Raw genomic sequence first — 24,506 nt, forward strand, 5'->3', positions numbered from 1 at the left:
ATAAGTCGGGGTTTTCTTTTTAAGCAACAAGTAACCAATAACTACTAATAATAAGCAACCGACCTCAATCTTTTTTTATATATTCACGCTTATGAAAGTTCTCGTTCACAACAGAGGTGTTTGCCTGGAATGCGCCGGCTGCGTCGGCGTGTGCCCCAAAATGGCGCTAGACATGTACGGTCTAGATTTGCAAATCGATCAGGAAAAGTGCATCAAGTGCGGTCTCTGCACAAGAGCATGCCCCGCAGGCGCCCTCAAAATCCAGGAGTTGAACGATGTTCTGTAATAACGAATACGATGTCGTCGTCATTGGCGCAGGTCCCGGCGGAAGTGTTGCCGCCAGAAATCTTTCACGTGCAGGCCACAAGGTTCTCCTTCTCGAAAAGCGCGAGAAGATTGGCTACCCTGTGCGCTGTGGCGAAGCAAGCACCAAGCTTTCGGACTTGCAAACGTACGGCCCGATCGACGAAGACTGTATCGAAACAATTATCAACGGACTTTATATTTACGGCCCGAACGGCGTGAACATCGACCTCGCGCAGAAAGGCACGGGCATCATGCTCAACCGCGAAAAGTTCGACCCGTGGCTCGCCCACCTCGCCGCAAACGACGGCGTAGAAGTCGTCACTCGCGCCCGTGCAGAATTTGTCGGAGATGTCGAAAGCGGAACACGCCTCGTGCGCGTGAAACTCGGCGAAGGCGCCGACGAAACAACCGAAGAAGTCTGCGCCAAGATGGTCATTGCCGCAGACGGCGTGGAAAGCCGCATCGGGCGCCAAGTCGGTCTTGATTGCCTCCAGAAGCCAGCATTCACCTGCACCGGTGTCGATATCCAGGTGCAAGGGATCCTCACCAAGCCGGACTACCTCACGTTCTGGCAAGGTCACGACTTTATCAACGACGGCTACATCTGGAGTTTCCCGAAAGTCAAATCCAACGTTACGAACTTCGGCGCAGGATTCCTGATTTCGAACAATCACGGTTCAAACGTCTTGGACATCACGATGGAATGGCTCTACAAGCTCTTCCCGGGTGCACAAATCAATCACGTTGTCGGCGGTGTGATTCCTGTTTCGAGCGTTCTGAAAGATTACACGCTGGACCGCTTTGCCCTCGTTGGCGACGCCGCCCATCACACGAACCCGCTTACAGGTGGCGGCATCGCGGCCGCCATGCGCGCCGGACGGTTCTGTGCCCAGACCGTCCACGAGGGCTTCGAATGCGGTAACTTAAGCAAGGAATTCCTCAAGACGTACGAAAAGCGCTGCTACGATTACTTTGGTCGCATGCACGACTTTGAATACAAATTCCGCCGTTTTCTCTTGAACGTCAACAAGGAAGAACAGACAAAGCTCTACAAGGTTCTCCAGAACTTCGCAAAGCACGGCTGCAAAAAGCGCGCCTTCTTGCAAACGCCAGTTTCCTCCGCAAAAATGCTTTACAAGTTCTTAAGGTTCAAGTAGCCCGTGCGTTTCCGCACACTCCGCGCACTTGCTACGCGTACTCACACATTCCGCGCGACCGCGCACTTGTAACGCATCAGCGCACTTGTCATGCCCCGCACAGACGTCTTTGACTACTTGCAGCTATGCTGCTTAGTAGTCATGATCCGCGTATGGGGAGGGCATCTCCTTTTCTAGCCAAAAGCCGGTTTAATCCGGCTTTTTTGCGATTTTATGCTACTAAATTGCAGTTTTCACAATTTTAGTAGCATATTTTCTACTTTATATGTAAAGTTTTAATCTGCGTTCTGCAGTTTCATGCTACTAAATTCGTTTTTTTCAACTTTTTGTAGCACGCCAAACCCAAACAACCCCGAATTTTCACCCCAAACACTTAATTTATCTAAAAATCATGCTACTAAATTAAGGATTTTCGAGTTTTAGTAGCACATTTTTGCAAAAGCGCCCCTAAAAAAATCCCGCAGCACTCGCCACGGGATTCTCGAAAAGACTCGATCAATTAAAGATCAACAACTTCAGTCCAGCCGAACGGATCTTCAGCTTCACCGAACTGGATTGCAGTGTACTTGTTGAAGAGTTCCGTGCAGACCGGACCCGGATTCACGCCATCACCGTAAGTGAATTCCTTGCCTGCGACCGGATCCACAATCTTCTTGATCGGGGTAATCACGGCAGCCGTACCGCATTCAGCCGTTTCGCTGAATTCAGCAAGTTCTTCAAACGGAACCTGGCGACGTTCCACAGTGTAGCCGAGGTATTCAGCCAACTGCTGCAAGCTCTTGTTCGTAATAGACGGCAAGATGGATTCGGACTTCGGGGTCACGTAAGTCTTGCCCTTGATGCCGAAGAAGTTTGCCGGACCGCATTCGTCGATATACTTCTTTTCCTTTGCATCGAGGTAAATCGTGCTGGAGTAACCGAGCTTCTTGGCTTCAGCAAGAGACTGGAGGCTAGCAGCATAGTTGCCACCGACCTTCACCGTACCCGTACCCTGCGGAGCAGCGCGGTCGTAGTTGCGGCTGATCATCATGTCCACCGGCTTGAACCCATCCTTGAAGTACGGACCCACCGGAGTCACAAACATCATGAGCAAATATTCATCAGCCGGCTTCACACCCACTTCCGGGCTCATACCAATCAGGAGCGGACGGATATAGAGCGTTGCGCCATAACCATAAGGCGGAACAAAGCGCTTGTTCAATTTCACCACAGTGTGGACCATTTCGCGGAAAAGTTCAACCGGCGGAACAGCCATCAAAATACGGTTGGCCGTATTCTGCATACGCTTAGCGTTTTCTTCGACGCGGAAAATACGGACCTTGCCATCCTTGCCCGTGTAAGCCTTGAGGCCTTCAAAACCTTCCTGGCCGTAATGCAAGCAAGTAGCGGCCATATGGATGCTGATGTCCTTGGAAGAAGATACTTCAATCTTGCCCCATTCACCATTGCGGTAGTAGCAGCGGACATTGTAATCGGTATCGTAATAACCGAAGGGGAGCGTCTTCCAATCGACAGTATTCAAATCAACTTGCATAGTATTAACCTTTTTTGCAAATGTGCATATTTAAAGGTATCATTCGGTACCGCTTGAAAAATACAATTATAAACGCCCTTTTGGCATCCCTTGTTCAAAAATTTTGCAAAAAAAATGCCCCCTATTACAAAGGGGGAAGCCTCCCCCTGATTGCAGCCCCGGCCCCGCCGGGTCTTACATCACCCCTTCGAGCGGGCTTCATGCGCCAGCCCGCAACGCCCGGCTTCAAGCTCCCGCTCCAAAGCATCAAACAAATCTTGCTGGCGAATCACTTTCCCCTTTGCAATATCCGCTTCACTCTGAGCCAAAAGCGTTAAAAGCATCAAAGCATCTTGCATAAGACCTCAACAGACTATATTCAATATGAAAATAGACTCTTGCAACATAAAAAGCAAGAGACCTTTTTATCGAGAATCTGAGCAAAAACTAAAAATGACACTCATTGACATTTCTATTTTTTATATTTGAAAAGGTATGAGAAAAAATCAAAAGACTATCAAAGAATTGACCGCTATTAGCTTATTTTCGGGTGCGGGAGGCTTAGATGTCGGCTTTGAATTAGCCGGGTTCAACTCCGTTTTTGCAAACGAATTTGACCATGATGCAGCAGAAGCATGGCGGCTTAATCGTCCTTCAAAATCTCATATAATGGTGGAAGGGGATATTAAAGACCACATTACCGATTTAGACAAATTCAAAGATATTGATGTTCTTTTTGGCGGTCCCCCTTGTCAAGGTTTTTCAGTCGCTGGGAAGATGGATCCTAATGACGAACGATCCAAAATGGTATGGCTATTTATGGAGGCTGTGGGAAAAACTCACCCCAAAGTATTCATTATGGAAAATGTAGCCGCTCTTGGCTTGTTGGACAAGTGGGAACATGTTCGTAAAGGAATTGTCGAAAAAGGACAAACACTCGGTTACGAGGTTTCATTTAAAGTACATCATACATCAGAATACGGTGTTCCAGAAAAACGAGATCGAGTTATTTTTATCGGTGTCAGAAAAGATGTCGGATCAGTAGATTTATTCTACAAAAAATTAACTTTTTACAAAGCTAAGCCTCAAACCGCTCGTGAAGTTATCTTATCCGCAGGGAGATTTGGAGAAAAAGATAATCCTCAAACATGTACCGCAAATGTATCCCTTGCAAAACATCCTGTTATGCGCCGTTCTCCTTACGCAGGAATGTTAGTCAATGGAGCAGGTCGTCCAATTGACTTGGATGACATTGCTCCAACACTTCCAGCATCTATGGGCGGAAACAAGACTCCTATTGTTGATGAAATCGCATTACATAACACAAATATTCCAAACTGGTTCAAACAATACCATTCAGATTTAATCAACGGAAAGACGGAACCCGCAAAAATCAAAATTCCCGCAACAATTCGCAGATTAACAATAAAGGAATGTGCAGCAATACAAACTTTTCCTGTAGGCTATAAATTCAGCGGACGAAAGACAAAGCAATACAAACAAATAGGAAATGCGGTTCCATGCCGTTTTGCAGAAGCAGTAGCAAAATCCGTGTATGACGCATATTGGGGAGAATACTAATGGCAATTGACATTGACAAATCTGTAGCAACGAAATTACTTCACGAATCATACAAAGCATGTTCCAACACGCCCACAGTTAATTGTCCAATCAAGGATACTATTGATTTTATAATGAGCGGTAAAAACTGCTTGACATACCGTTATATTATGTTTACAGCTTTGCTTGCTAAGGCTGTTGATTCCGAAATTGACATTTTGTCTTTACAAGTGGATGATTCTTCTGATGGTGCATACAATGCCAGATCACTAGCTTCAGAAGTTGTCTATCCTTTTCAAAAAAACATATTGGGAAACATGCTTAATGGGGCAAATAGCGATCCACTTGTAAATAATCCGGCACGTAATCCACGATTAGCAAAAACAACCAAAGCAAGGGGCGATTGCAAAAAAGCTCTTGAACTACTATGTGATAATTTACCCAAAATTCAAGATAACCATGAAGCTCGCAAATGTATAGATTACATCGTTTCAATGTTGCTTGAAGCAAAAGCAGCTCGCGACATACAGCAGTCTTTACTTCAAGAATTTTCTGGAAACATGAGTGTTTTCCGCATTCGTGAATTTATGAGTGAATTGTTGGATAAAGGATTTGGCGGAGCCGCTCTTGTCATTGTAACGACGGCTCTTTACCATTTGCAATATTCGGATGACGAATACAGAATTTCAGCCCATCCCGTAAACCAATCAGGATCATCCAAAAGACAATTTAGCGATCTTGACGTATTTCGAGATGATTTGCCTTTTATAGCAACAGAACTGAAAGACAAACCATTTTCATCCTCCGATGTTGACCACGCCGCAGAAACCGCTTACAAGGCACATGCCAAAAGTTTAATGTTTGTTGCCGGTCGACATTCAACATTCGCATCACAGTTTCCAACATACTTTGACGACGCCCGTAAAAAATACGCCGATAAAGGAATGTACGTTGGTATTACATCCATAGATAACCTCCTAGATACAATTCTATCAGCACATATTGACTTAAACGCAGCTCACATAATTGACATCATCGTCAAAACAGCGGAATCAATTAAAGCGCCAGAAGCTCAAATGTGGGTATATGAGCGAATGTCAGATGCAAATTGAAAAACGACAAAAGCAATCTACATAGTGTGTTCTTTTACAAAGCCGACACTCTCATAAGGAACAAGTATATGACTTACGAATTTGACCTTCATGAAAGCAAGGAAGAAGGAAGAGCTGAAGGACGAGTTGAAGGCAAAGCTGAAGGAATCGCCGAAGCAAATGCTAAAGCTTTAGTGGAAAAAAAGGCCTTGGCCAAGGGACTTCTAGAAGACGGAGTTCCCGTAGAAATCATTTCCAAGCGAACCGGTTTTACCATCGAAGAAATCCAGGCCTTGTAATCTGAGTCAAAAACATCCGTTTTTCGTCCCAAGATTCCCTTTTTTCAACATTTCCCTAGCCACATCCGACCTAGAAATGATATATTATCTAAGTCGAATTACGCTTTGATGTAACAGGAAGGGGAACCCGAAATGAAAAACAGGATTTTTGCATTTAACGATGCGGCCACGTTCGAAAAAAAACTGGCCCAGTTTAGCAACTGGTGCAAAGAAAACGGCTCGCCCACCGTATGTTTCCAAATCCATTCTGAAGAGTTGGACCCCGGAAAACTGAGACCCGTTTGGGAAACATTGGAACGCGTTTTCCCCAAAGTACCGTGGTTCGGTAACTCCACCAGCGGAAACATCGTGAACTGCGAAAAGGCAAGCGAAATTTCCATATCCGCCATCATATTCGAAAAGCCGACAACAAAAATTCAAATTCACCAGTACGACTTTTTCAACAAGTCCAGCCGCGACATCGCCCGCGAAATCGTGGAAGAAGCCAAGCAGAATCCCTGGGTAAAAGCAGTCGAAATCTACCACTGCATTTCGCCGTTTTCGACGACGAATCTTTGCGAAGGGCTCGACGCCCTGGATCCAAGCATCCAGATTTTTGGAGGCATCGTCTGCTCCCCCGACATCACAAGCCCGAATTCCTGCGTATTTTCATCAGTTGGCGGTTACAGCAAGACAGGCATTTTAGTTGTATTCTACGGCGGTCCGGAATTTCATGTGGAATCCCGCAAGATTAGCGGATGGAAGCCCATCGGCCGTAACTTCCACGTCACTCGTTCCAAAGGCAACGTCCTTTACGAATTGAGCAGCCTCCCCGCCTACGAAGTGTACAACAAGTACCTGAACATCAAAAACGACAACAACTTTTTCTACAACGCCCTTGAGTTTCCGATGCTCTACGAGCACAACGGAATTTCCATCGTGCGTGCAGCAGGAGCAAGCAATCCGGACGGGTCGCTCACCATGTCTTCGGATATCGACGAAGGCTCAATGGTCCGCCTTTCGTATGGCGAGCCGCAACTGATTCTCGAAAAAATCAAAACCGAAAGCGAAAACGCCGAACTGTTCGCCCCCGAAGTCATGCACATATTCTCCTGTGCGGCTCGAAAGGCATTTTGGTCCAAGCACGAACCGACATACGAAATTACAGCGTTCAAGGGGCTCGCCTCCAGCACGGGATTTTTCTCGCACGGTGAATTCTTGCGCGAAAAGGGATTTTTAAACCAACATAACATCACGCTCGTCATTGCATCAATGCGCGAAGGCGCCATTACAAAACGGGGACACGCCAAAGGCGTCATAATTCCGGATGAAAAATCCACCCGTTTGCCACTCGCCGCCCGCATGGCCACATTCATTCGCGAAACGTCGTTTGAACTGGAACAGATCAACAGTAGGTTACGTGTCATGAACGAGCACCTGCAAGATGTCGCAACGACGGACAGCCTGACAGGACTCGAAAACAGGCTCGCATTCGACGCCCTTCTAGAAACAATCAACCAGGAAGACTCCCAAGAAAATTCTTGGACCATGTTCCTGATGGACGTGAACGGCCTCAAATACGCAAACGACACCTTCGGCCACCAGGCCGGTGACGAATTGATCAAGGCCGCAGCCAAAGCCATCAAAAATACATACGGCACCAGCGGGAACTGCTTTAGAATCGGTGGCGACGAATTTGCCGTCATAACACGAGCGCCGCTAGATTCGCACTATCCGATGTATTCCATACTGCAAAAGAACATCAACGAATACAATAAAAAGGCGCTATACCATCTGTCGATTGCCGTGGGCGCAAGCCGCCTGCGCAGCGATTCCGGAATTCGCAAGTCCATCAGCGACTGGAAAATGGAAGCCGACTTGAACATGTATCGTGACAAGGTGCGTTACCACAAGCCGGTCGAAAACGACGAAAACAAGAACCTCAAGGATTTGATTTCTTGCCTGATTTCAGTCGAAGAAGCCAAGGATTCCTATACGGCGCACCATTCTGAGCGTGTAAAAGCATATTCGGAATTGATTGCCCGTTTCTTAGGGCTTTCAGAAAGTTCAATATCGTTGATTACACATGCAGCACACTTGCATGATATTGGCAAAATTGGCATTCGCGACAATGTGCTCACCAAGCCGGGAAAACTTACCGATGAGGAGTTCGAAATCATCAAGCAGCATCCGGTCATTGGCGCAAAGATCCTGATGCAGTCCAACTATACACATGAACTTGTGCAAATTGTGCTGCACCACCACGAGCGTTATGACGGCCGCGGCTACCCGGAAGGACTTAAAGGCGAAGACATCCCCATAGGCGCCCGCGTCATTGCCATCGCAGACTCAATAGACGCCATGACAAGCAAGCGCGTTTATCGTGACGCCATGTCGCTAGATTACTGCCGCAATGAAATCGAGAAGAATCTAGGCGTGATGTACGACCCCGCCATTGGCAAAGTCGTTCTGGAACATTGGAGCGAAATGGTCGATTCCCTATTGTCAATGCGTACTGGCCGCCCGAAAGTCGTTTAAAGACAAACAAACTCTATACCAAAACGGCTCCCGGTCAATCCCGAGAGCCTTTTAATTTATCAAATTATCGCTTATCGTTTGTCGCGATCAATCCAAGCGCGTTCCGTCTTGCCAGTGTAAATCTGACGCGGACGGTTAATCTTGCTTTGCGGATCGTCGTGCATTTCCTTCCAGTGAGCAATCCAACCCGGCAAGCGTCCAATCGCGAACATCACCGTAAGCATGTTCGTCGGGATGCCCATAGCGCGGTAGAGAATGCCGGAGTAGAAGTCCACATTCGGGTACAGCTTACGTTCGACAAAGTAATCGTCCTTGAGGGCGGCTTCTTCGAGCTTGATAGCCACATCCAAAAGCGGGTCGTGAACGTGTTCGCGTTCGAAGACCTGGTACATGAGCTTCTTCAAGACTTTCGCGCGCGGGTCATAGCTCTTATAAACGCGGTGTCCAAAGCCAGAAAGACGGAACGGATCGTTCTTGTCCTTAGCCTTTGCCATCACCTGTTCAATCGTCATGCCGCTCTGCTGAATGCGGAGGAGCGTTTCGAGCACAGCCTGGTTTGCACCACCGTGGAGCGGCCCCCACAAGGCGCAAATGCCGGCGCAGATGCTTGCGTAAAGGTTAGCCTGAGAGCTGCCCACCATTCGAACGGTCGAAGTGGAGCAGTTCTGTTCATGGTCCGCATGGACAATGAGGAGCGTGTTGAGCGCCTTTTCCATAATCGGATCCGGGTGGTACGGGCGAGCCTTACTGCTGAACATCATGTTCAAGAAGTTGCTGCAGTAGCTGCGTTCCGCTTCCGGGTACACGAACGGTTCACCGATACTTGCCTTGTAAGCAAATGCGGCAATCGTGCGGATCTTGGAAATGAGACCAGCGGTCGTGAGTTCAAATGCACTTGCAATGTTTTCGTCGTCGTAAAAACGCGGCGTGAAAAGGCCCACAGCGTTCACCACGGACGAGAGAATACCCATCGGGTGGGCTCCCGGCGGCATTTCGCGGAAGAAGTGCAGCAAGTTCTCGTGCAACAAGGCATTTTCGGTCAAGAGCGTGCGGAAATGGCTCAACTGTTCCTGATTCGGGAGTTCACCGTAAATCAGGAGCCATGCGGTTTCCGGGAACGTCGCCTTTTCAGCGAGATCCTCGATGGAATAACCGCGATAGCGCAAAATTCCCTTTTCGCCATTGACGTATGTGATGGCACTCTTGGTACTACCGGTATTGAGGTAACCGTAGTCCAGCGTGACCAATCCAGTATCCTTGCGGAGTTTGCTTACATCAAGACCATGTTCGTTTTCAGTACCAGTTACAACGGGAAGTTCGTACTTCTTTCCGTCGTAATTCAGTATTGCTGTATCGGACATAAATCCTCCGTTTTGCGCGGCATCGCCGCAGTTAGGCTTTCATCGCTACAACGCAATTATAGATATTTTCAAAGAGCTTGCCGAGCTTTTCGGTCGGAACTGCGCTGAATGCAATGCGGATAAGGCCAGAGAGCATGATCGTGCCCGTGCTGTAATCCTTGATGAGTTTCTGGCGGAGTTCTTCGGCGTCAACGCCCTTCGGCTTGATGCACATAAAGTAACCGCTGTTGCACGGCATCGGGTCAAAGGCTTCCTTGTATTCCGGATGTGCGGCCAAGACTTCCTTGATGATGTCGTAACGTTTCTTCAAGGTGGCGTACTTTTCAGCCTTCTGCTGAGCGTATTCGGCGCTCTGGTAAGCGGCGAGCAAAATCTTCTGGCTGATGGACGGAGCATTAGAAATGTTGCCACGGACCGTACCGGCAGCCTTGTCTTCGAGAGCCTTGAGCTGTGCTTCAGTTGCACCCTTGAAACCGAAGGACATAAAGCCAACGCGGAAGCCCCAAACGTAGTCTTCCTTGGTCGGACCGTCGAGCTTCACGGCGAGGAGGTTTTCGTGAGCGTCCACGAGCTTCACAAAGAGGGATTCCTTCGTCACGCCTTCTTCGTAGACGAGACCAAAGTAAGCGTCGTCGAGGAGTGCGACAACCTTGTTACCGGCAGCAGCGCATTCCGTGAGGATCTTTGCGATTTCGACAGCTTCCTTTTCGGTTGCGGTGTAACCCGTCGGGTTGTTCGGGAAGTTGAGGAGCACGACCTTCTTGTCGGACTTGCTTGCAGCAAGGGCAGCCTTCAAGGCTTCCGTATCAAAACCACCGTTCTTGAAGGTGTTGAACGTCTTGATCTTTGCGCCACGGGCGTTTTCGAACACGAGTTCGTAGTTGTCCCAGTAGAGGTCCGGGATGATGACTTCGTCGCCAGCGTCGAGGAACATGTAACCGGCGCAGCTGATAGCGTGCGTCAAAGCACAGGTCACCACCGGGTTGCTGAAGTTCTTGGAAGCAAGCGTCGGGTTCTTCTTCACGACCTGGGCCTTCCATTCCTTGCGGAGATCCGGATTACCGAAGCTCGGAGCATAGAGGAAGGACTGTTTCGGGAGGTTCAGAGACTTGAGAACGCAATCCAAAACGAGCGGAGAGCCGTCATCTTCGAGAGCTGTACCGATAGTCGCATTGATGTCGGAGCCCTTGGCTTCGGCACCCTGGCCAAGAATACCCTTGCGCGGGAAGAAAATGGCCTTGCCCTGTTCAGAGAGCATGTCAAGAACGCAGCAACCGTTAGCGGAGAGTTCTGCATTCAAAGCTTGAGCGAGAGGATTGTAGTTCATTCTCAATGTCCTGTTTTGAAATTTCCGCGGGGCAATTTAGAAAAATTGCAAGCCCCCCGCAAGATTAAAAGGACATCAAAAAAGAATTAATAATGGCTCTTCGCCAATAATTCTTTTTGAAAAATAAAAATGCACGTCACGCGGGCGGGGCCCCAGCTCGGAGTTGCGAAGGCCGCACGGGCCCCTCCCTGCACCCTCCCCATCCTTGGCCGACGCTTTTGCACTCACAACGATAAATCGTTATACATTTTTTGAAACAACTACACGCTGTGAAAAAAGATGTAAGATTTTAATCTTCAAACTTGGTTTTCATGATTTGTTCGACGGTTTCGCGGTTTTTCACGAACGCATCGACCACTTCCGGGTCAAAGTGCGTACCACTTTCCTCGGTAATAATGCGGAAAGCCTCATCCACCGAGAAAGCCTTCTTGTACGGGCGTTCCGAAACAAGCGCGTCATACACATCCGCGACCGCCATAATGCGGGCCGAAAGCGGAATATCCTTACCATTCAAACGCTCCGGATAGCCTCGCGAGCCATCCCACCATTCGTGGTGGCTGTAGGCAATTTCCTTCGCCATCTTGAGGTAAGCAGTCTCGCCCAGGTTCTTAGATGCACGCACGAGCATATCACGGCCATAAACCGTATGCTTCTTCATTTCTGCAAATTCTTCGTCCGTCAGCTTGCCCGGCTTATTCAAAATTACATCAGAAATATTAATCTTTCCAATATCGTGGAGCGGAGCCGCCACCGCAATCGTCGAAACAAAAGCATCGTCAATTTCAGGTTCCTTGCCATCGCGCTGCAACTGTCGCGCAATCAGCTCAGCATAAGCCGCCGTACGGCGCACATGGCCACCCGTCGTCTCGTCGCGGTTTTCCACCATGTCGCCAAGCACCGTAATGATGTTCGTCTGGAGCGCCGCAATCGAGGCCGCCTGATACTCGGACTTGTTGATGTACAAATCAATTTCTTCGACCGCCTTGATAATCGCCGAATGCAGATTCTCAATTTCATTGCCCGTCACCACCTCAAGACCCTTAATCTGGTCAATCGACGTCCGACGCCCTTCGCTACTGTCGTAGGCAAAGTTGTCCATTTCAAGCGTCATTTCGTGAATCGGGTAAACCACTCTGCGGTTAGCAATCAAGATAGCCGTAAACACGATTGCGAGCAAAAGTCCAAACAGCGTCGAAAAAATCTTCGTGCAGAATAGCACCACGCTAATGCGAATCGCAGCGAGACTGAACTTGGTACAGACCGGATTCGGGGCCTCAGTACAGACAATCGAGACATCCCACTTGCCCGTCTCATGCATGCCCGGTGTAATCGTCAAAATACGCGGATGCTTGCCTTTGAGATCATGAATGTACTCGTGAAGCGTCGCCGAATCCGCATTCTGGATAGCGTCCGACACAAGCCTGTTCACCGATTCCGCCAAAAGCGTTGTCTCATGGATTTCCGCTTCGGAATACGTCTTGTAAGCGACCGCCGTAGCCACCACCGCAAGCGCAAAGCTCGACACGAACAAGAGCGCCGTCACCTGGGCCTTAAGCGTATGGATTTCGTTCTTGGAACGGTAACGGTCTTCGTGCGAACGGCCAGAAACAGAATCAAACGCCTTGGTAAACCAGCGTGGCGTCAAGCGAATCAGCACATAAGCCACAATAATCGAAATGGACTTATCCGGAATTTCCGTGCAGAAGTCCGCCAAAATCTGCGACAGAAGAACCGGAAGCCCGCTTTCGTGCAAAGCCGTCGCAATAGGCGTCACCACATTTTCGGCAATCTTAAAGTCAAAAAGGAAATACGAAAGCACCGAGCACGGAATGCTCAAAATCATCAGCATTCCAAGCAGCAACGGCAAATGGGTTATCCTATTGAACGCCCCACGCTTCGCCGCAATCCCCGCGCACACGGCAATCATCACGTTAATCGTGCCGTAGTAGAACGTCGAAGAATCAACGAAACCGCCAATGAAGTTCGTCAAAAACCCGACAATCGCGCCCGGGCTAAACCCGCCAATCACCGCCACGACAATCGTACCCACGCTATCCAGGTACAGCGGCAATTCAAAATGAATGGCTAAATCGGCAAGCAATCGGTTGATGACTATACCGATGACAATCAGGATAATAATCTGAACGAGCTTATGGGCAGAAACAAAAGTTTTCACATTCTGTATATAGAATATTTTTTGAACTTTTGCAAAAAGAAGCGTGATTTATTTAACGTTTCCCTCCCTAGAAACAATAAAATCAGGGACATGCTTATTTCCAAATCCATCGATATCAATTCTATAATCGCCTTCAGGCAGACCAAAAAAGACGATATACCCATTCTTACGGTCTTCATCCGTCACCTTATAGCAAGGATAGAATAAAGACGGAACAAACCGAACACCTGGGGGAAGAACAACTTCATTCAAGGCAACGCAAATACCATTACCATCTTCCCCGAGATTTTTCGTCATATTCTCATTCCATTTTTCATTATCGATTTCATCATATTCCGAAGTACTATCCACTTCATTCGCAAAAAGAGAATCCAAATAAAATTTTGCCGTATACACGGGTCCCACAACTATTGTTCCTAAATCTGCCACAGGTTCATCATCAACAACATCAACCGTAGCTTTCGAAAATTCCTTAAAGACATTTGCACCTAGACTAAAGTCTGCAGAAAGTGCGCGCAACTGGACCAGTTCATAATCAGGAAGATATCTATTTTCAGGACCATCCATTTGCAAATACGTAAGGTAATGTACGTTATCTATGTAGAAATAACCATCTTTATCGGTAACATGCTGGCAACGTTCATCATCAAAAGAACAATAATTTTCATAAACAATCGCCCCCTCTACAGGCAAGCCTTCAGAATCAACAATCTGAGCTTTTATCTTTATATACATATAAATATCATCATGAGCACCACAGGCAACACGATAATATGGAATAGAATCCATCACCTCAACAATTTCAACGACCTCAAGACTATCATCTTCACTTACACTATCCGATTCTTCATCATCAGCACTCTTAGGAAGAACCACATAGCAGGGATTTTCACCTTTATGAACAACCTTGTGGATATAGCTCGTATCCAATTCGGCAATAGGCATTCCCGGTCGAATCACAGGCTTGCCCGTCTGCGTTTCACTGTACGATGATGCCACACCGCCATCACTCTCACTACAGGACGTAAACAAGCCAAGACCAAACACAGCCATAGCAACAACCAACTTTGCAAATTTATTAGAAGTCATAACAAATCCTCCTCGATTTACTTCTTCAAATTTGTAAACAAGTGAATATTCAACTGGTGTACACCAGTCGCCTCTTTCTTGTCTTGCGTAATAATCTTGCGCACCTTGGCTTTCAAATTCTGAATTTCCAAGGCAATTTCTTTATAGGCATCGTCCGAAACGCTAAACGTGAACGTTCCCATGTCCGACGGATTATCGTCATCAGCAAGCAGCGCCTGCTTCGAAAGTTCAAAGCACTGCAACTGGTATTGACGCACCAAGTCATTATTGTTATAAGCACCGCTACTCACCGAATCACGCGAGCTTTTCCAGAAGCCGTCTTCGTTCTTGCGCACAAAGCCAATGCGTTCTAGCAGTTCGAGCGAACGTTTCAAAGTTCCCACGGAGACCTTCGGGAAAATGCGCTTCTGGATCGGTTCAAGGTCATCCGAAACATCCATCACATCTAGCGCCGTAAACAACACGCTATTATACCAGTGGTTGTAATACTCGTAAGCATCTTCATTCAAGATGTGGTGCGGATCCGGATGTTGCTTGATGAGCTCATCAAAAAACGCATTGCGTTCCGTTGTCGTTTTCGCTTGGTCAAAATTCACCATCGTTTCAAAGTACTTGGCTTCTTTTTTGTTGAGTCCAAGAACTTCCACGAACTTGGGAATCATGCGCCCAGTAAGCTTTTTTCCTTTGACAATATCGTTGTAGTAACTGCGAGTCTTGGGGAGCCCCAACAAAGCGCAAGCTCCCGCCCTGGTAAATTCGGGATCGGTCTGCACGCGAGCCGCCTGGTATTCATCCAAGTACTTGCGGAAATGAGTAAACTGGAATATGTCAACAAACTTGTCCATACTCCAAATGTACTCAAATTTTGACTCAAAGTCAATGGGTTAACGTAAATTTTTGAGATTTTTTTTGAGTACTTATTTTTATCGGCCTTTAAACTGGTCACCAAACTTCAGTTCGGTTTCTTTGGCGCCGTTGAGGTTCACGAGGCGTTCCGGCTCAAAGACCATTTCACGGGCAATCCCGTCCTTGAGCTTTTCAACGCAATCAAGCATTTCCGCTGCCGATTGACACGTCAAAAACGCCTGCCGCACCGACATCGCGACATCATTTTCACCAGGGATCGCTCCGCCAGCATTGTCATCCCGGACTCCGTTCCGGGATCGCCTATTTCCATCTAAACAAAACCCCTTGCACAGTCTCGCGGCGAGCTGTTTCATGCGGCCCATCGCATTCATTTCCGTTGCCCCATCCTCAATCTTAAACTTGTAATAGAGCGGAAACACATCAAGCGCTTCTTGCGCGGTAATCACATGCTTTTCGCGACCTTCCCACGCATCTGCAATCTGCCCGAAAATCCACGGATTATGCATCGCCCCACGCCCAATGCTCACGCCCGAAACACCGTAAGTATTGATGCGTTCGCGTGCGCATTCGACGCTATTCACATCGCCATTTCCAATCACAGGAATCTTTGCCGCAGCGGCGACTTTGCCAATCCAGTCCCAGTTCGCGAGGCCGTTATACCCCTGCAAACGCGTACGACCATGAACTGTGAGCAATTCAACGCCCTCGCCCTCAGCAATCTTGAGCGTATCCATCACGTTAATGCTATCGTCATCCCAGCCAATACGGCACTTAAGCGTGAGCGGAATCTCCGGCGTCTTTGCGTCCAAAACCGCCTTCACGTCGTGCAGAATCTCTTGCAAACGGGGCAAGTCCCGCAAAAGCCCAGAACCGCTCCCCTTGCCCGCCACCTTCGGCGCCGGACACCCCGCATTCACTTCGATGAATTCCGGGTGGTAACGCTCGGCAATCTTGCCGGCTGCCGCCGCCATGCGGTCCGGGAAACGCCCAAAAATCTGCACACCAAACGGGCGCTCTTCCGGGAAAAACTTCAGTTGCTTGTGACCATCCGGGTTGAACACGGCATCGCCATCCGTCGGAACAAACTCCGAAACCAAAAGACCCATGCGGTCGCCCGAAAGTATGCGGCAAAGCCGCCTGAACGGAGCATCAGTCACTCCATCCATCGGACTCAAGATAGTATTGGGGAAAATCTCCTTGTTTCGGAGATTAAAACGGACCTTTTTAGGCAAATTATCAATCTTCAACATTTAAGTCACAACTATTCACAAATATTCCGCAATGTGAACCCGAAAAAGATATTTAATTTCGCTTTAACCATCACTCTAAGTCTATGTTAAACTTATATTTAGTGCGTGGCTAATATAACTAAACAATCTCTTATTCAGGAAATCGCCAAATCCACCGGATTTGTGCGCAATGATATTAAAATTGTTGTCGAACAGTTCCTTGACCTCCTCGGCGAGAAGCTTATCGAAGGCAATACTATTGAAATTCGCGGTTTCGGCACGTTCGCCTGCAAGCCCCGCAAGGCTCGCCCGGCACGCAACCCCCGCACTGGTGAAACCGTCCTCATCGACGAACGCTTGGTCCCGACATTCAAGTTCAGCAACGACATTAAGGACAAGATCAATTCGCTCGAAGGCATCCTCGGCGAAGCTTCTGTACAGCCGGAACTCGAAACTGAAAACGAAATCGTGCACGTCGGTAGCGACGACGATTCCATCTAAACGAACGTTGAACCTATTAACTCAGGCAACGCAAACGCCTGATACGAAAGAGCCGGCTTGAACGCCGGCTTTTCTTTGTCATGCCCGCCACTGAGCGGGCATCTCCTTTATTACGACAGTGCAGCGACTTCTTCTTCGGTGAGGAATCGCCAACCGCCCTCACCCAACGTACGATCCAGAACAACCGGTCCAATCGCAATGCGTTCAAGCGTCTCGACATGATTGCCGACCGCAGCGAACATGCGGCGAACCTGGTGGTACAGTCCCTCGCCTATCGAAATGTCCACCGCATTACCATTAACTTCAATCTCACGAGCCAGCACCGGACGTCGTTCGTCCTTGAGCATCACGCCCGCCAAGAGTTCCGCCTTCTGCGCATCCGTAAACGGGCGTGCAAGCGTCACGCGATACTTTTTCCAGAGTCCCTTCTTCGGGCTTTCGACCTTGTGGATAAAGTCTCCCTGATTCGAGAGCAACAAGAGTCCCGAAGAATCCGCATCCAAGCGCCCGACAGACTGGAGGCCCATCGCGGTAAAGCGTTCCGGCAGCAAATCATACACGGGCTTGTGGTCACGAGCGTTGTGGCTGCATTCCACATCCGTCGGCTTGAAAAGCATCACGTACAACTTCTCGACCGTCGGAGCTTCTTCGCCATTCACAGTAATGTATTCCGGACGCGTCTTGAATTCCATGAACGGGTCATCGAGAACCTTGCCATCCAGTTCCACAAGGCCCATGCGCACTAATCCACGCGCATCCTTGCGGCTGCCAAAGCCCATCGAAGCCAGCAATCGTTCCAAAGTCAAAACAGCCATCAGTCCTCCAAAATAAATCCAAGAATCTTCCTGCGGATAAATCCGAGTTCAGGAAGTTCTTTTGTTTTAATCACATGTGCGCGACGGCGCCAAAAGCTAAACGCCAAAATTCCAGCCAGCACAAGCGTTTCCAAAGTAAAGCAGAAAATGCGGAGCAACGTTATGCTCAAGCGAACCGAGCCAACTGCGCGGAGTTCCTTCTCGCTACACCAGTCCATTCTCAAGTCCCAATCACCAACGTACGGGTACGCTTTCAAGAATCCGTTCACCGCCGCAATATAGCCCATGGTCTGGTAATCCGTGCGGATACCTTCGACAAAGCAATCGCTAAAGCGCACTCGGAAGAGCGTAAGCACCGCCTTCAAAATTTTCAGAATGTACTTGAACGCCCTAGCATCAAAATCCGGCGTCAAAATAATGGTCCAAAATTCACGGTCCGAAAGCTTGCGCTTTTCCTTCTTCGGCTTTTTATCTTCGGCGGGCGTCTCGTTTTTTTCGGAATCACGATTCTCGGATTCCGAGACTTTTGCATCAGACGAAACTTCAACTACCGGTGAGGATTTTACTTTAGCAGGTTGCGCACTCTCGTTGATTGCGCTAAACTTCACAGGATCCCCTTCGCTTTGCTTCGAGGATGACGGAGGCAGCGATTCTCGCTTTTCGGGGGGGGCTTCGACTTCACTCCGGATGCTAGGCTGTTCCGCACTAGTCTCTAAATGTTCTGTCTTTGGAGTTTCTGCAGGCTTTTTCGCAACAGCTTCAACTGCCGGCGCATCTCGTTTCTCGTCTAAACCATCCTTCCACTTCTTCTCGCACTCGTAAACCTTCTTCTTGAAAAAAAAGAAAAGCGCCCGCGCACCGCGCTCCCCGACCTCGAAATCAATTCGAAACGCAAACGGGAAAAGCAGTAGCACAAGCGCTACAACGAGAATTGCACAAAAGAGCCAGGAAAGAAAGCCCATTACTTTTCGGCTTCGTCAGCCTTCTTGCTGATAATGTCGATCAATTCGGCAAAGCTCTTGTCCTTCAAGATTTTACTGAACTGTTCCTTGTAGTTGCGAGCTGTAGAAAGGTCATCGATGACCAAGTCCCAAGCCTTCCACTTGCCGTTCACAAGCGTCATCTTGTATTCGAGCACCGATTCCTTGCCCTTGTTCCACAAGTGAGCCACAACGCGAGCATCATCCGAACCCTTCATCTTGGCCGGTTCGTAAATCGTGGAATCGGCGCGGTAAAGTTCCAAGCGGTTTGCACTAGAGTTGCGGACCATACGCTGGAATTCCGTCACAAACTTCTGCTGAGAAGCTTCATCCTGAGCCTTCCAGTCGCTAGCAGCCAAAGACTTCTTGGCAAGCAAGGCAAAATCAAAGGAATCATTCAAAAGGTTCTTGACGCGTTCCGTTTCTTTAGCGGTACGCTTGGACTTCTTGATGATGTTCTGCAATTCAACGTCCTTGCTCTTCACAACAGACACCGGATCTTCGGCAGCAAAAGACAAGAGCGAAGCACAGGCAATAGCGATCAAAATTTTCTTAAACATCTTTGAATCTCCTCTTTTTTACTTAAAATACGTTTTATAGTCGCTAAGAGACAACCCCATCTTTGCCACTAATCCGGCAAATTCGACGTTATATCGGCAAACTGCGAAATAATAATCTTTTTGCATGGTTATATTCTGCGTATAAGCAGAAACAAGCGCACCCGTTTGGGACTTATCGAGGTCGTATTTCATGGCGGCATCTTTCAAAAGCGATTCCGTCGCACGGAGGCTTTCACGTAAAGCATCGAGCTTTCCCTTGGCGGCAACCACTTGATAATACTGTTCAATAGCTTTTGCCACAAGCCCATCCGAAGCGTAATTTTCTTTCAGCTTAAGCCCGCGATATTCAGTTTTCGCCTGACGATAGTCTTCCCAGCCTTTCCAGAAATTCAAGCGGTATCTCAAACCAACACCGATAAGCCCAGAAATCTTGTTCACTGCATCTTGAGCAAAGGCATTCTTCTGCAACACGTTACGGTTACCCGCCCAGCTTTTCACATACTCGAACTGCCCCATGACAAAGAACTCCGGAGCAAGTTTTGCTTCAGCCAAATCCATCTGGAGTCTGCGGGCTCGCACCCCAGCTTCAAGCTGCTTCAACTCCGGATTATGCTTGATGGTCCATTCGCGGACCTGTTCTTCCGTCGGCATCGGTTCCGGTCTCATCGCAAGGATTGTATCTTCGGCGGCAAAAGTATCGCCATCCTGCAAGCCAAGCGCAAAGCGAATCGCCAACTGCACACGCTTCATGCCAAGGTCAGCCTCAATCACACCTTCCTTGACGGTGTGCATTTTAGCCTTCAAGTTCAAAAGATCCGTCTGTGAAACCGTCGGTTCATCTTCGTCCAAAGCTTCTTCAAGCTGGTCATACGCCTTATCGACCTGCTTTTGAGCATCGGCGGCAATGCGCTTCATTTCAAGAGCAAGGAGATAGTTGTAATAATAGCTCTGGAGTTCTACTTCTTTCTTGAGCGTCGAGTTTTCAATTTCAAAAGACTTTTGCTGTAGATCCGCTTCCAAAGCCAGCTTACCCGTTCGGTACTGACCCAAATTTAGCGGCTGGACAAACTTGGCTTCGACTCCCCAGAATGGACCCATTCTAGAGAAATCGTACTTTTCAGCTTTTTCAACACCTAGCGTGTCCCCAGACTGATTGAAATAGTAATCGTTATATTCCTTGAGACCAGGAGCAGGTCCCACCATCATCGACACGTAAAATGTCGGCAAAATAACTTCGGACTTGAGCGACTTGATTTTATTTTTCTTGGCTTCCGTTCCATAACGCAGCTCTTCCATCTGCGGGTCACTAGCAAGCCCTTGTTCAACAAAGCGCAAACAATCATACCGGACTTCACCCGCCAAGGCGATCCCCGTCATTGCAAGAACATAAAACAAATTCCTAATCACAGCTAGAATTTAGAAAAAAATTTCCCTATTAAAAGGAACAGTGATGGACCAAATCCTTGTATCTCCTCACAACACCTTCATAGTAAGAAGTCGGGAGCGGAGCATTCTTTTCCAGCAGCTTGTCAACAGCAGTATGCCCCAAGTTATAAGCCACTAGCGCTTCCCTCAAATTACCGTACTTTCCGATAAGTCTAATCAGGTAAGCCGAGCCAACAACCACGTTCACATCCGGTTGCATCAAGTCATTTTCATTTTCAATAACAAGACCAAACCTGCGACCAATTTTTTTGGCAGTTTCCAATTTTATCTGCATTAAGCCTAGCGCGCCCGAAAATTTACCCGTCTGGAATCGCCCACGAGCAAGCGGATTTCCACGACTTTCCTGCGCCACCACAGCAAGGATAATCAGAGGGTCCAGAGAATACGACTGCGAAATTTGCCACAAGTGTTCTGCCAGAATGCGAAAGCTCACTTCGGAGATTCTATCGCCCAACATGTACGTGAGCGCCTTTTCGATTTTCACATAATCAAGCGTCCACTTGCCCACAACCTCCAAATGCTCCATATCGTTGTGGAGAATGCGTTCCTGATAAGCCAACTTTTCAAGTTTGCCCCTGTTGGAATACCATTCACTCGCAAAAAAGAAAAGGACTGCGAAACCGATGATGAACAGGACGGTTACGCTCATCGCGGAGAGTCGAACGCTATTTTTCACGTCGAGTCTTCTCCAAGTATTCTAGATACGAGACCCAATCCTGGATAGCGCCAAAAGAACTCAGCAAAGTCGTATCCTGCACAACGCCTAATTTACGCATCGGCCCAATTGCCGATTCCAAGCGGTCAATTTCGCGGATGTAGCGTGCCTTCTGGCTCTCTAGCGCCGTAATCTGCGCCTGCTTATCTGAAATTTCGCGACCCTGCCCAACAACGATAACAAACAACGTAATTGCCCAACCAATCAGGAACAAGGACACAGAAATTGCAAATCCAGGAGATAACGTAATGGACTTTTTATCGTAATGAAGTCCGACCACATGGACCTGTTTAGATATACCGGACTTGCGATAATCCTCACGGCTCTTATATATTTCAAAGATATTGCGGTAACGTTCAAAATAAGCGTGCAGTTCTTCGCTGTCAAAAATCAAGATAAGCGAAGCCTTCTGCTGCTTGACCAAATTCAGGATTTCAAGGAAAAGCCCACGGTAAGCATCAGTCGTAAAACGAGCATTTTGGAGATTCACAAAGAAAAAAATGCCCGGACCGCGCACAAGCATTTCAAGCTTTTCACGAACAGACGAAAGCTGGTATTCGCCAAGAATGCCGTACAGCGAAATTTCGACTTCCTCGCCGCGATCTTCTACCTGAATGTCAATCAAGTCCGCCCGCACAGATTACCTCTTGGTCACCGAAACAGAAATCTTGAATGATTTGTGGTCAAGCACATTAAACGGAGCATTCCAGAACGGAAACACGCGAATTCCCTGGAATGCTTGCGGAGCAGCCGTCGAAGTCGCCCCAAAGATGGAGCCTATAAAGATAGACGTCGGTCGGTCAAAACCCATACGGAAAACGCAACCGCTCTTTTCATCACGAATCTCAAGCAACTGACCATCCGGGTACAAAAGCGGTTCCACCATGTTCCACTTGACATTTTTGCCGTCAATCCAGACTTTGTTGACATCGCCATGCGACAAAAGTCCAAGCTCAAGAATCGTTCCAAAATAGCCCTTCGTGTTCACATACGCAAGATTGTCAATCGCGTACGAAACCGTAAACTTTGCGGAATCGCCCTGGAACGTAAAAACCTTCTTTATTTTGAACAAAGCCTTGCGTTCTTCATTGTCAAAACCTTGTTCTTCATCAAGCATAATCTCCGTACCCGTGTCCGTGCGGAGAATACGGTAATCATAAGGGTCCGCGAGCAAATGCTTGCGATCGTAAAGCATCTGTTCTAGCTTGACCGGTGTGAAATCCGCATTCGGCAACAAGCAATCCAAGAACGCAAACGAAGGTTCACCATCATCGCGCCATGAGTTTACCAAATTGACCTTGGCACCCTTGTAATTCAAAGCACAAAGTGCGCCGCCCAAACGGCAATCCAACAAATACGAAGATTCCGGATTTTCGCAAAACAGAACCTTTTTGCCTCTAAGCAAAAAGTCGCACACATCAACGCGAAGCCCAGAGAATCCTGTAAGGTCATCTAAAGTCTGCGATGCCGAAAGCAACAAGCGATTCGATCGTTTGCGCACTAGCATGGAACGCATCCCCGAACGGTTATGCATATCCCTAAAATAAAGCGGAGCCATCGCCGGCAAAAGCGCATGGCAAAATTCGAGCCACTTCTTTCCAGAAAGCATGCTGCGGGCTCTCCTGTACAAATTCAGGAAAGTCTTATGGTGCATATTAATTTCTGGACGGCGAATCAAAAGTTCACGGCAAGTGCGAGCTGTCGAAGGGAGACCAATTCTACGACCGGCAGAAACAAGGAAACTGATCGTACCACACGTTTCGAGCTGGTCCACAGCAAAACCAACGGTTCTAGTCTGAACCTCGTTCATCTCGACAAAATCGACAAAGCGGCCAAAGAAATTGATAATTTCTGTTGGTTCCGAGGGAATGTCCAAAAGCGCAATCGCCGATTTTCCATCACGGCAATACTGTTCCGCCACAGAGCGCCAAGAAAGATTGTCCTCGGCAATCGCCTTCGAAAGCACCTCGGACACAGGCACAATGCGGATAAGGGCACCACGGTCTTCAAGCGTAAACCAGCCAGATACAGGTGTCGAGCGACCAAGAGCATCTTGCACAGCCGCTTCCGTCACCAGCGCATAATCAAAACGCGAACGCTCCAGGACATCGGCCATGCCCGGCTCCCACACCAGCGAGGAATTGAAATACCCCTGCGGTTCTGCGCCAAGCACCTTTTTCAAGTAGTCGCGATGCAATTCCAGCTGCATCGTCTGCAAATCTTCCGGAAAAAGCGGAAGCATCGGATCGTAATAGCCACCGCCTAAAAATTCGAGAACCCCATTGCGAATCGCATTCTGAATTTTGCCGAACATCAACGGCTTTGCTACATTGTAAAGCGCCTCAATCACAGGACCATCCAAGAAGATGGAGCACTTTACCTGTTCCGAATTCAGAAGAACATTCAATCCTTCGAGCAAGTTACGCGCGACCGCCTCAAGGTTTTCATACGAGGTCGATGGCGACATCTGCAATACAAAGGATATTCTAGGATTCATGTGACAAAGAATAGCAATTTTAGCTAGTGGTTATTAATTATTAGTTATTAGAGATTGCTGAAATCAAGATATTTCCAGCAGGTCTATTTAGAATAAAATAAAAATATCGAAAGTGGAGATGCCGAATCGGAGTCCGGCATGACAGCGCGAAATTGCGCGGGCGGCACAAAAAAAGAAAGGGCCCCCCGAGCGTTCGCTCAAGGGGCCCGTGAATCCAGCGGCGACCTACTCTCCCGGGCCCGGGGGCCAGGTACCATCGGCGATCTGAGGCTTAACTTCCGTGTTCGGGATGGGAACGGGTGTGACCCTCACTCGATAACCGCTGAAACAATCTCTTTGACATGGAAACTCAATCAAGCTTCAGTGCTGAAGCCAGGCGGGTCCGGGCTGCCCACGCGGGACAGTTGAACCAAATCGTTGAAAGAAAGGAAAAGCGTCTCACGGGCTATTAGTACCGCTCGGCTCAACGTGTCGCCACGCTTACACCTGCGGCCTATCGA

General features: G+C 48.2%; 22 protein-coding genes and 1 rRNA gene. 7 read left to right on the forward strand and 16 right to left on the reverse strand.

Going from position 1 to position 24,506, the window contains the following annotated elements; translation table 11 throughout:
- Nucleotides 1-91 precede the first annotated feature (91 nt).
- On the forward strand, nucleotides 92-286 hold the full coding sequence (locus B9Y77_RS13510) for a 4Fe-4S dicluster domain-containing protein (protein ID WP_014546771.1): 195 nt from the start codon (nucleotides 92-94) through the stop codon (nucleotides 284-286).
- Nucleotides 276-1,463 carry an NAD(P)/FAD-dependent oxidoreductase gene (locus tag B9Y77_RS13515; protein WP_085492007.1) on the forward strand — a complete coding sequence of 396 codons (1,188 nt, stop codon included), beginning with the start codon at nucleotides 276-278 and terminating at the stop codon, nucleotides 1,461-1,463. The genes B9Y77_RS13510 and B9Y77_RS13515 overlap by 11 nt, the downstream gene beginning before the upstream one ends.
- Nucleotides 1,464-1,962: 499 nt before the next feature.
- Here B9Y77_RS13515 and B9Y77_RS13520 read toward each other — a convergent pair whose 3' ends face one another.
- The gene (locus tag B9Y77_RS13520) at nucleotides 1,963-3,027 is read right to left on the reverse strand and encodes a branched-chain amino acid aminotransferase (RefSeq protein WP_254900049.1); all 1,065 of its coding nucleotides are present in this window, start codon (nucleotides 3,025-3,027) and stop codon (nucleotides 1,963-1,965) included.
- A 149-nt stretch (nucleotides 3,028-3,176) separates the two neighbouring features.
- On the reverse strand, nucleotides 3,177-3,335 hold the full coding sequence (locus B9Y77_RS16075; protein WP_176221771.1) for a hypothetical protein: 159 nt from the start codon (nucleotides 3,333-3,335) through the stop codon (nucleotides 3,177-3,179).
- A gap of 136 nt (nucleotides 3,336-3,471) precedes the next feature.
- Between B9Y77_RS16075 and B9Y77_RS13525 the strand changes: the two genes are divergently transcribed.
- From B9Y77_RS13525 to B9Y77_RS13540, 4 genes are all read left to right on the forward strand, one after another.
- A complete protein-coding gene (locus B9Y77_RS13525) occupies nucleotides 3,472-4,557 on the forward strand; it encodes a DNA cytosine methyltransferase (RefSeq protein ID WP_217807252.1) in 1,086 nt (361 codons plus the stop codon).
- Nucleotides 4,557-5,648, forward strand: coding sequence for a restriction endonuclease, SacI family (locus B9Y77_RS13530; protein ID WP_085492008.1), 1,092 nt, complete (start codon nucleotides 4,557-4,559; stop codon nucleotides 5,646-5,648). Before B9Y77_RS13525 ends, B9Y77_RS13530 begins: the two co-directional genes overlap by 1 nt.
- 68 nt (nucleotides 5,649-5,716) lie before the next feature.
- A complete protein-coding gene (locus B9Y77_RS13535) occupies nucleotides 5,717-5,926 on the forward strand; it encodes an RpnC/YadD family protein (RefSeq protein WP_085492009.1) in 210 nt (69 codons plus the stop codon).
- Between the two features lie 132 nt (nucleotides 5,927-6,058).
- Nucleotides 6,059-8,443: an HD domain-containing phosphohydrolase gene (locus tag B9Y77_RS13540; RefSeq protein ID WP_085492010.1), complete on the forward strand. Its 2,385-nt coding sequence runs from the start codon at nucleotides 6,059-6,061 to the stop codon at nucleotides 8,441-8,443.
- Between the two features lie 71 nt (nucleotides 8,444-8,514).
- Here B9Y77_RS13540 and B9Y77_RS13545 read toward each other — a convergent pair whose 3' ends face one another.
- The 6 genes from B9Y77_RS13545 to B9Y77_RS13570 all read right to left on the reverse strand — a co-directional run bounded on the left by B9Y77_RS13545 (nucleotide 8,515) and on the right by B9Y77_RS13570 (nucleotide 16,513).
- Entirely contained in the window at nucleotides 8,515-9,804 is a 1,290-nt protein-coding gene (locus B9Y77_RS13545; RefSeq protein ID WP_085492011.1) for a citrate synthase, read from the reverse strand.
- A 31-nt stretch (nucleotides 9,805-9,835) separates the two neighbouring features.
- Nucleotides 9,836-11,131 carry an aminotransferase class I/II-fold pyridoxal phosphate-dependent enzyme gene (locus tag B9Y77_RS13550; RefSeq protein ID WP_085492012.1) on the reverse strand — a complete coding sequence of 432 codons (1,296 nt, stop codon included), beginning with the start codon at nucleotides 11,129-11,131 and terminating at the stop codon, nucleotides 9,836-9,838.
- 289 nt (nucleotides 11,132-11,420) lie between these two features.
- Nucleotides 11,421-13,307 carry an HD-GYP domain-containing protein gene (locus tag B9Y77_RS13555; protein ID WP_085492013.1) on the reverse strand — a complete coding sequence of 629 codons (1,887 nt, stop codon included), beginning with the start codon at nucleotides 13,305-13,307 and terminating at the stop codon, nucleotides 11,421-11,423.
- A 48-nt stretch (nucleotides 13,308-13,355) separates the two neighbouring features.
- Entirely contained in the window at nucleotides 13,356-14,396 is a 1,041-nt protein-coding gene (locus B9Y77_RS13560) for a hypothetical protein (protein ID WP_085492014.1), read from the reverse strand.
- Between the two features lie 17 nt (nucleotides 14,397-14,413).
- On the reverse strand, nucleotides 14,414-15,241 hold the full coding sequence (locus B9Y77_RS13565) for a TIGR02147 family protein (protein ID WP_085492015.1): 828 nt from the start codon (nucleotides 15,239-15,241) through the stop codon (nucleotides 14,414-14,416).
- Nucleotides 15,242-15,319: 78 nt separating this feature from the next.
- Nucleotides 15,320-16,513: a tRNA dihydrouridine synthase gene (locus B9Y77_RS13570; protein ID WP_085492016.1), complete on the reverse strand. Its 1,194-nt coding sequence runs from the start codon at nucleotides 16,511-16,513 to the stop codon at nucleotides 15,320-15,322.
- 105 nt (nucleotides 16,514-16,618) lie between these two features.
- On the opposite strand from B9Y77_RS13570, the gene B9Y77_RS13575 reads away from it, so the two are divergent.
- A complete protein-coding gene (locus B9Y77_RS13575) occupies nucleotides 16,619-16,993 on the forward strand; it encodes an HU family DNA-binding protein (protein ID WP_014545436.1) in 375 nt (124 codons plus the stop codon).
- A 110-nt stretch (nucleotides 16,994-17,103) separates the two neighbouring features.
- Here the strand turns inward: B9Y77_RS13575 and B9Y77_RS13580 are convergent, their stop codons facing one another.
- From B9Y77_RS13580 to rrf, 8 genes are all read right to left on the reverse strand, one after another.
- Nucleotides 17,104-17,808, reverse strand: coding sequence for a pseudouridine synthase (locus B9Y77_RS13580; protein WP_085492017.1), 705 nt, complete (start codon nucleotides 17,806-17,808; stop codon nucleotides 17,104-17,106).
- Nucleotides 17,808-18,770, reverse strand: coding sequence for a hypothetical protein (locus tag B9Y77_RS13585; RefSeq protein WP_085492018.1), 963 nt, complete (start codon nucleotides 18,768-18,770; stop codon nucleotides 17,808-17,810). The genes B9Y77_RS13580 and B9Y77_RS13585 overlap by 1 nt, the downstream gene beginning before the upstream one ends.
- Nucleotides 18,770-19,348 carry an MlaC/ttg2D family ABC transporter substrate-binding protein gene (locus B9Y77_RS13590; RefSeq protein WP_073425200.1) on the reverse strand — a complete coding sequence of 193 codons (579 nt, stop codon included), beginning with the start codon at nucleotides 19,346-19,348 and terminating at the stop codon, nucleotides 18,770-18,772. Before B9Y77_RS13590 ends, B9Y77_RS13585 begins: the two co-directional genes overlap by 1 nt.
- An 18-nt stretch (nucleotides 19,349-19,366) precedes the next feature.
- Nucleotides 19,367-20,755: a TolC family protein gene (locus B9Y77_RS13595; protein ID WP_254900048.1), complete on the reverse strand. Its 1,389-nt coding sequence runs from the start codon at nucleotides 20,753-20,755 to the stop codon at nucleotides 19,367-19,369.
- Nucleotides 20,756-20,783: 28 nt separating this feature from the next.
- Nucleotides 20,784-21,470: a lytic transglycosylase domain-containing protein gene (locus tag B9Y77_RS13600; protein WP_085492019.1), complete on the reverse strand. Its 687-nt coding sequence runs from the start codon at nucleotides 21,468-21,470 to the stop codon at nucleotides 20,784-20,786.
- Nucleotides 21,460-22,146 (reverse strand): hypothetical protein, encoded by a 687-nt coding sequence (locus tag B9Y77_RS13605; protein ID WP_139260848.1) that lies wholly within the window; start codon nucleotides 22,144-22,146, stop codon nucleotides 21,460-21,462. The genes B9Y77_RS13600 and B9Y77_RS13605 overlap by 11 nt, the downstream gene beginning before the upstream one ends.
- Before the next feature lie 3 nt (nucleotides 22,147-22,149).
- Entirely contained in the window at nucleotides 22,150-24,006 is a 1,857-nt protein-coding gene (locus B9Y77_RS13610) for a polysaccharide deacetylase family protein (protein ID WP_085492020.1), read from the reverse strand.
- Nucleotides 24,007-24,218: 212 nt separating this feature from the next.
- A 5S ribosomal RNA gene (rrf, locus tag B9Y77_RS13615) occupies nucleotides 24,219-24,333 on the reverse strand.
- Between the last annotated feature and the right edge of the window lie 173 nt (nucleotides 24,334-24,506).

It is taken from the genome of Fibrobacter sp. UWB13, assembly GCF_900177805.1.
Taxonomy (GTDB): Bacteria; Fibrobacterota; Fibrobacteria; order Fibrobacterales; family Fibrobacteraceae; genus Fibrobacter.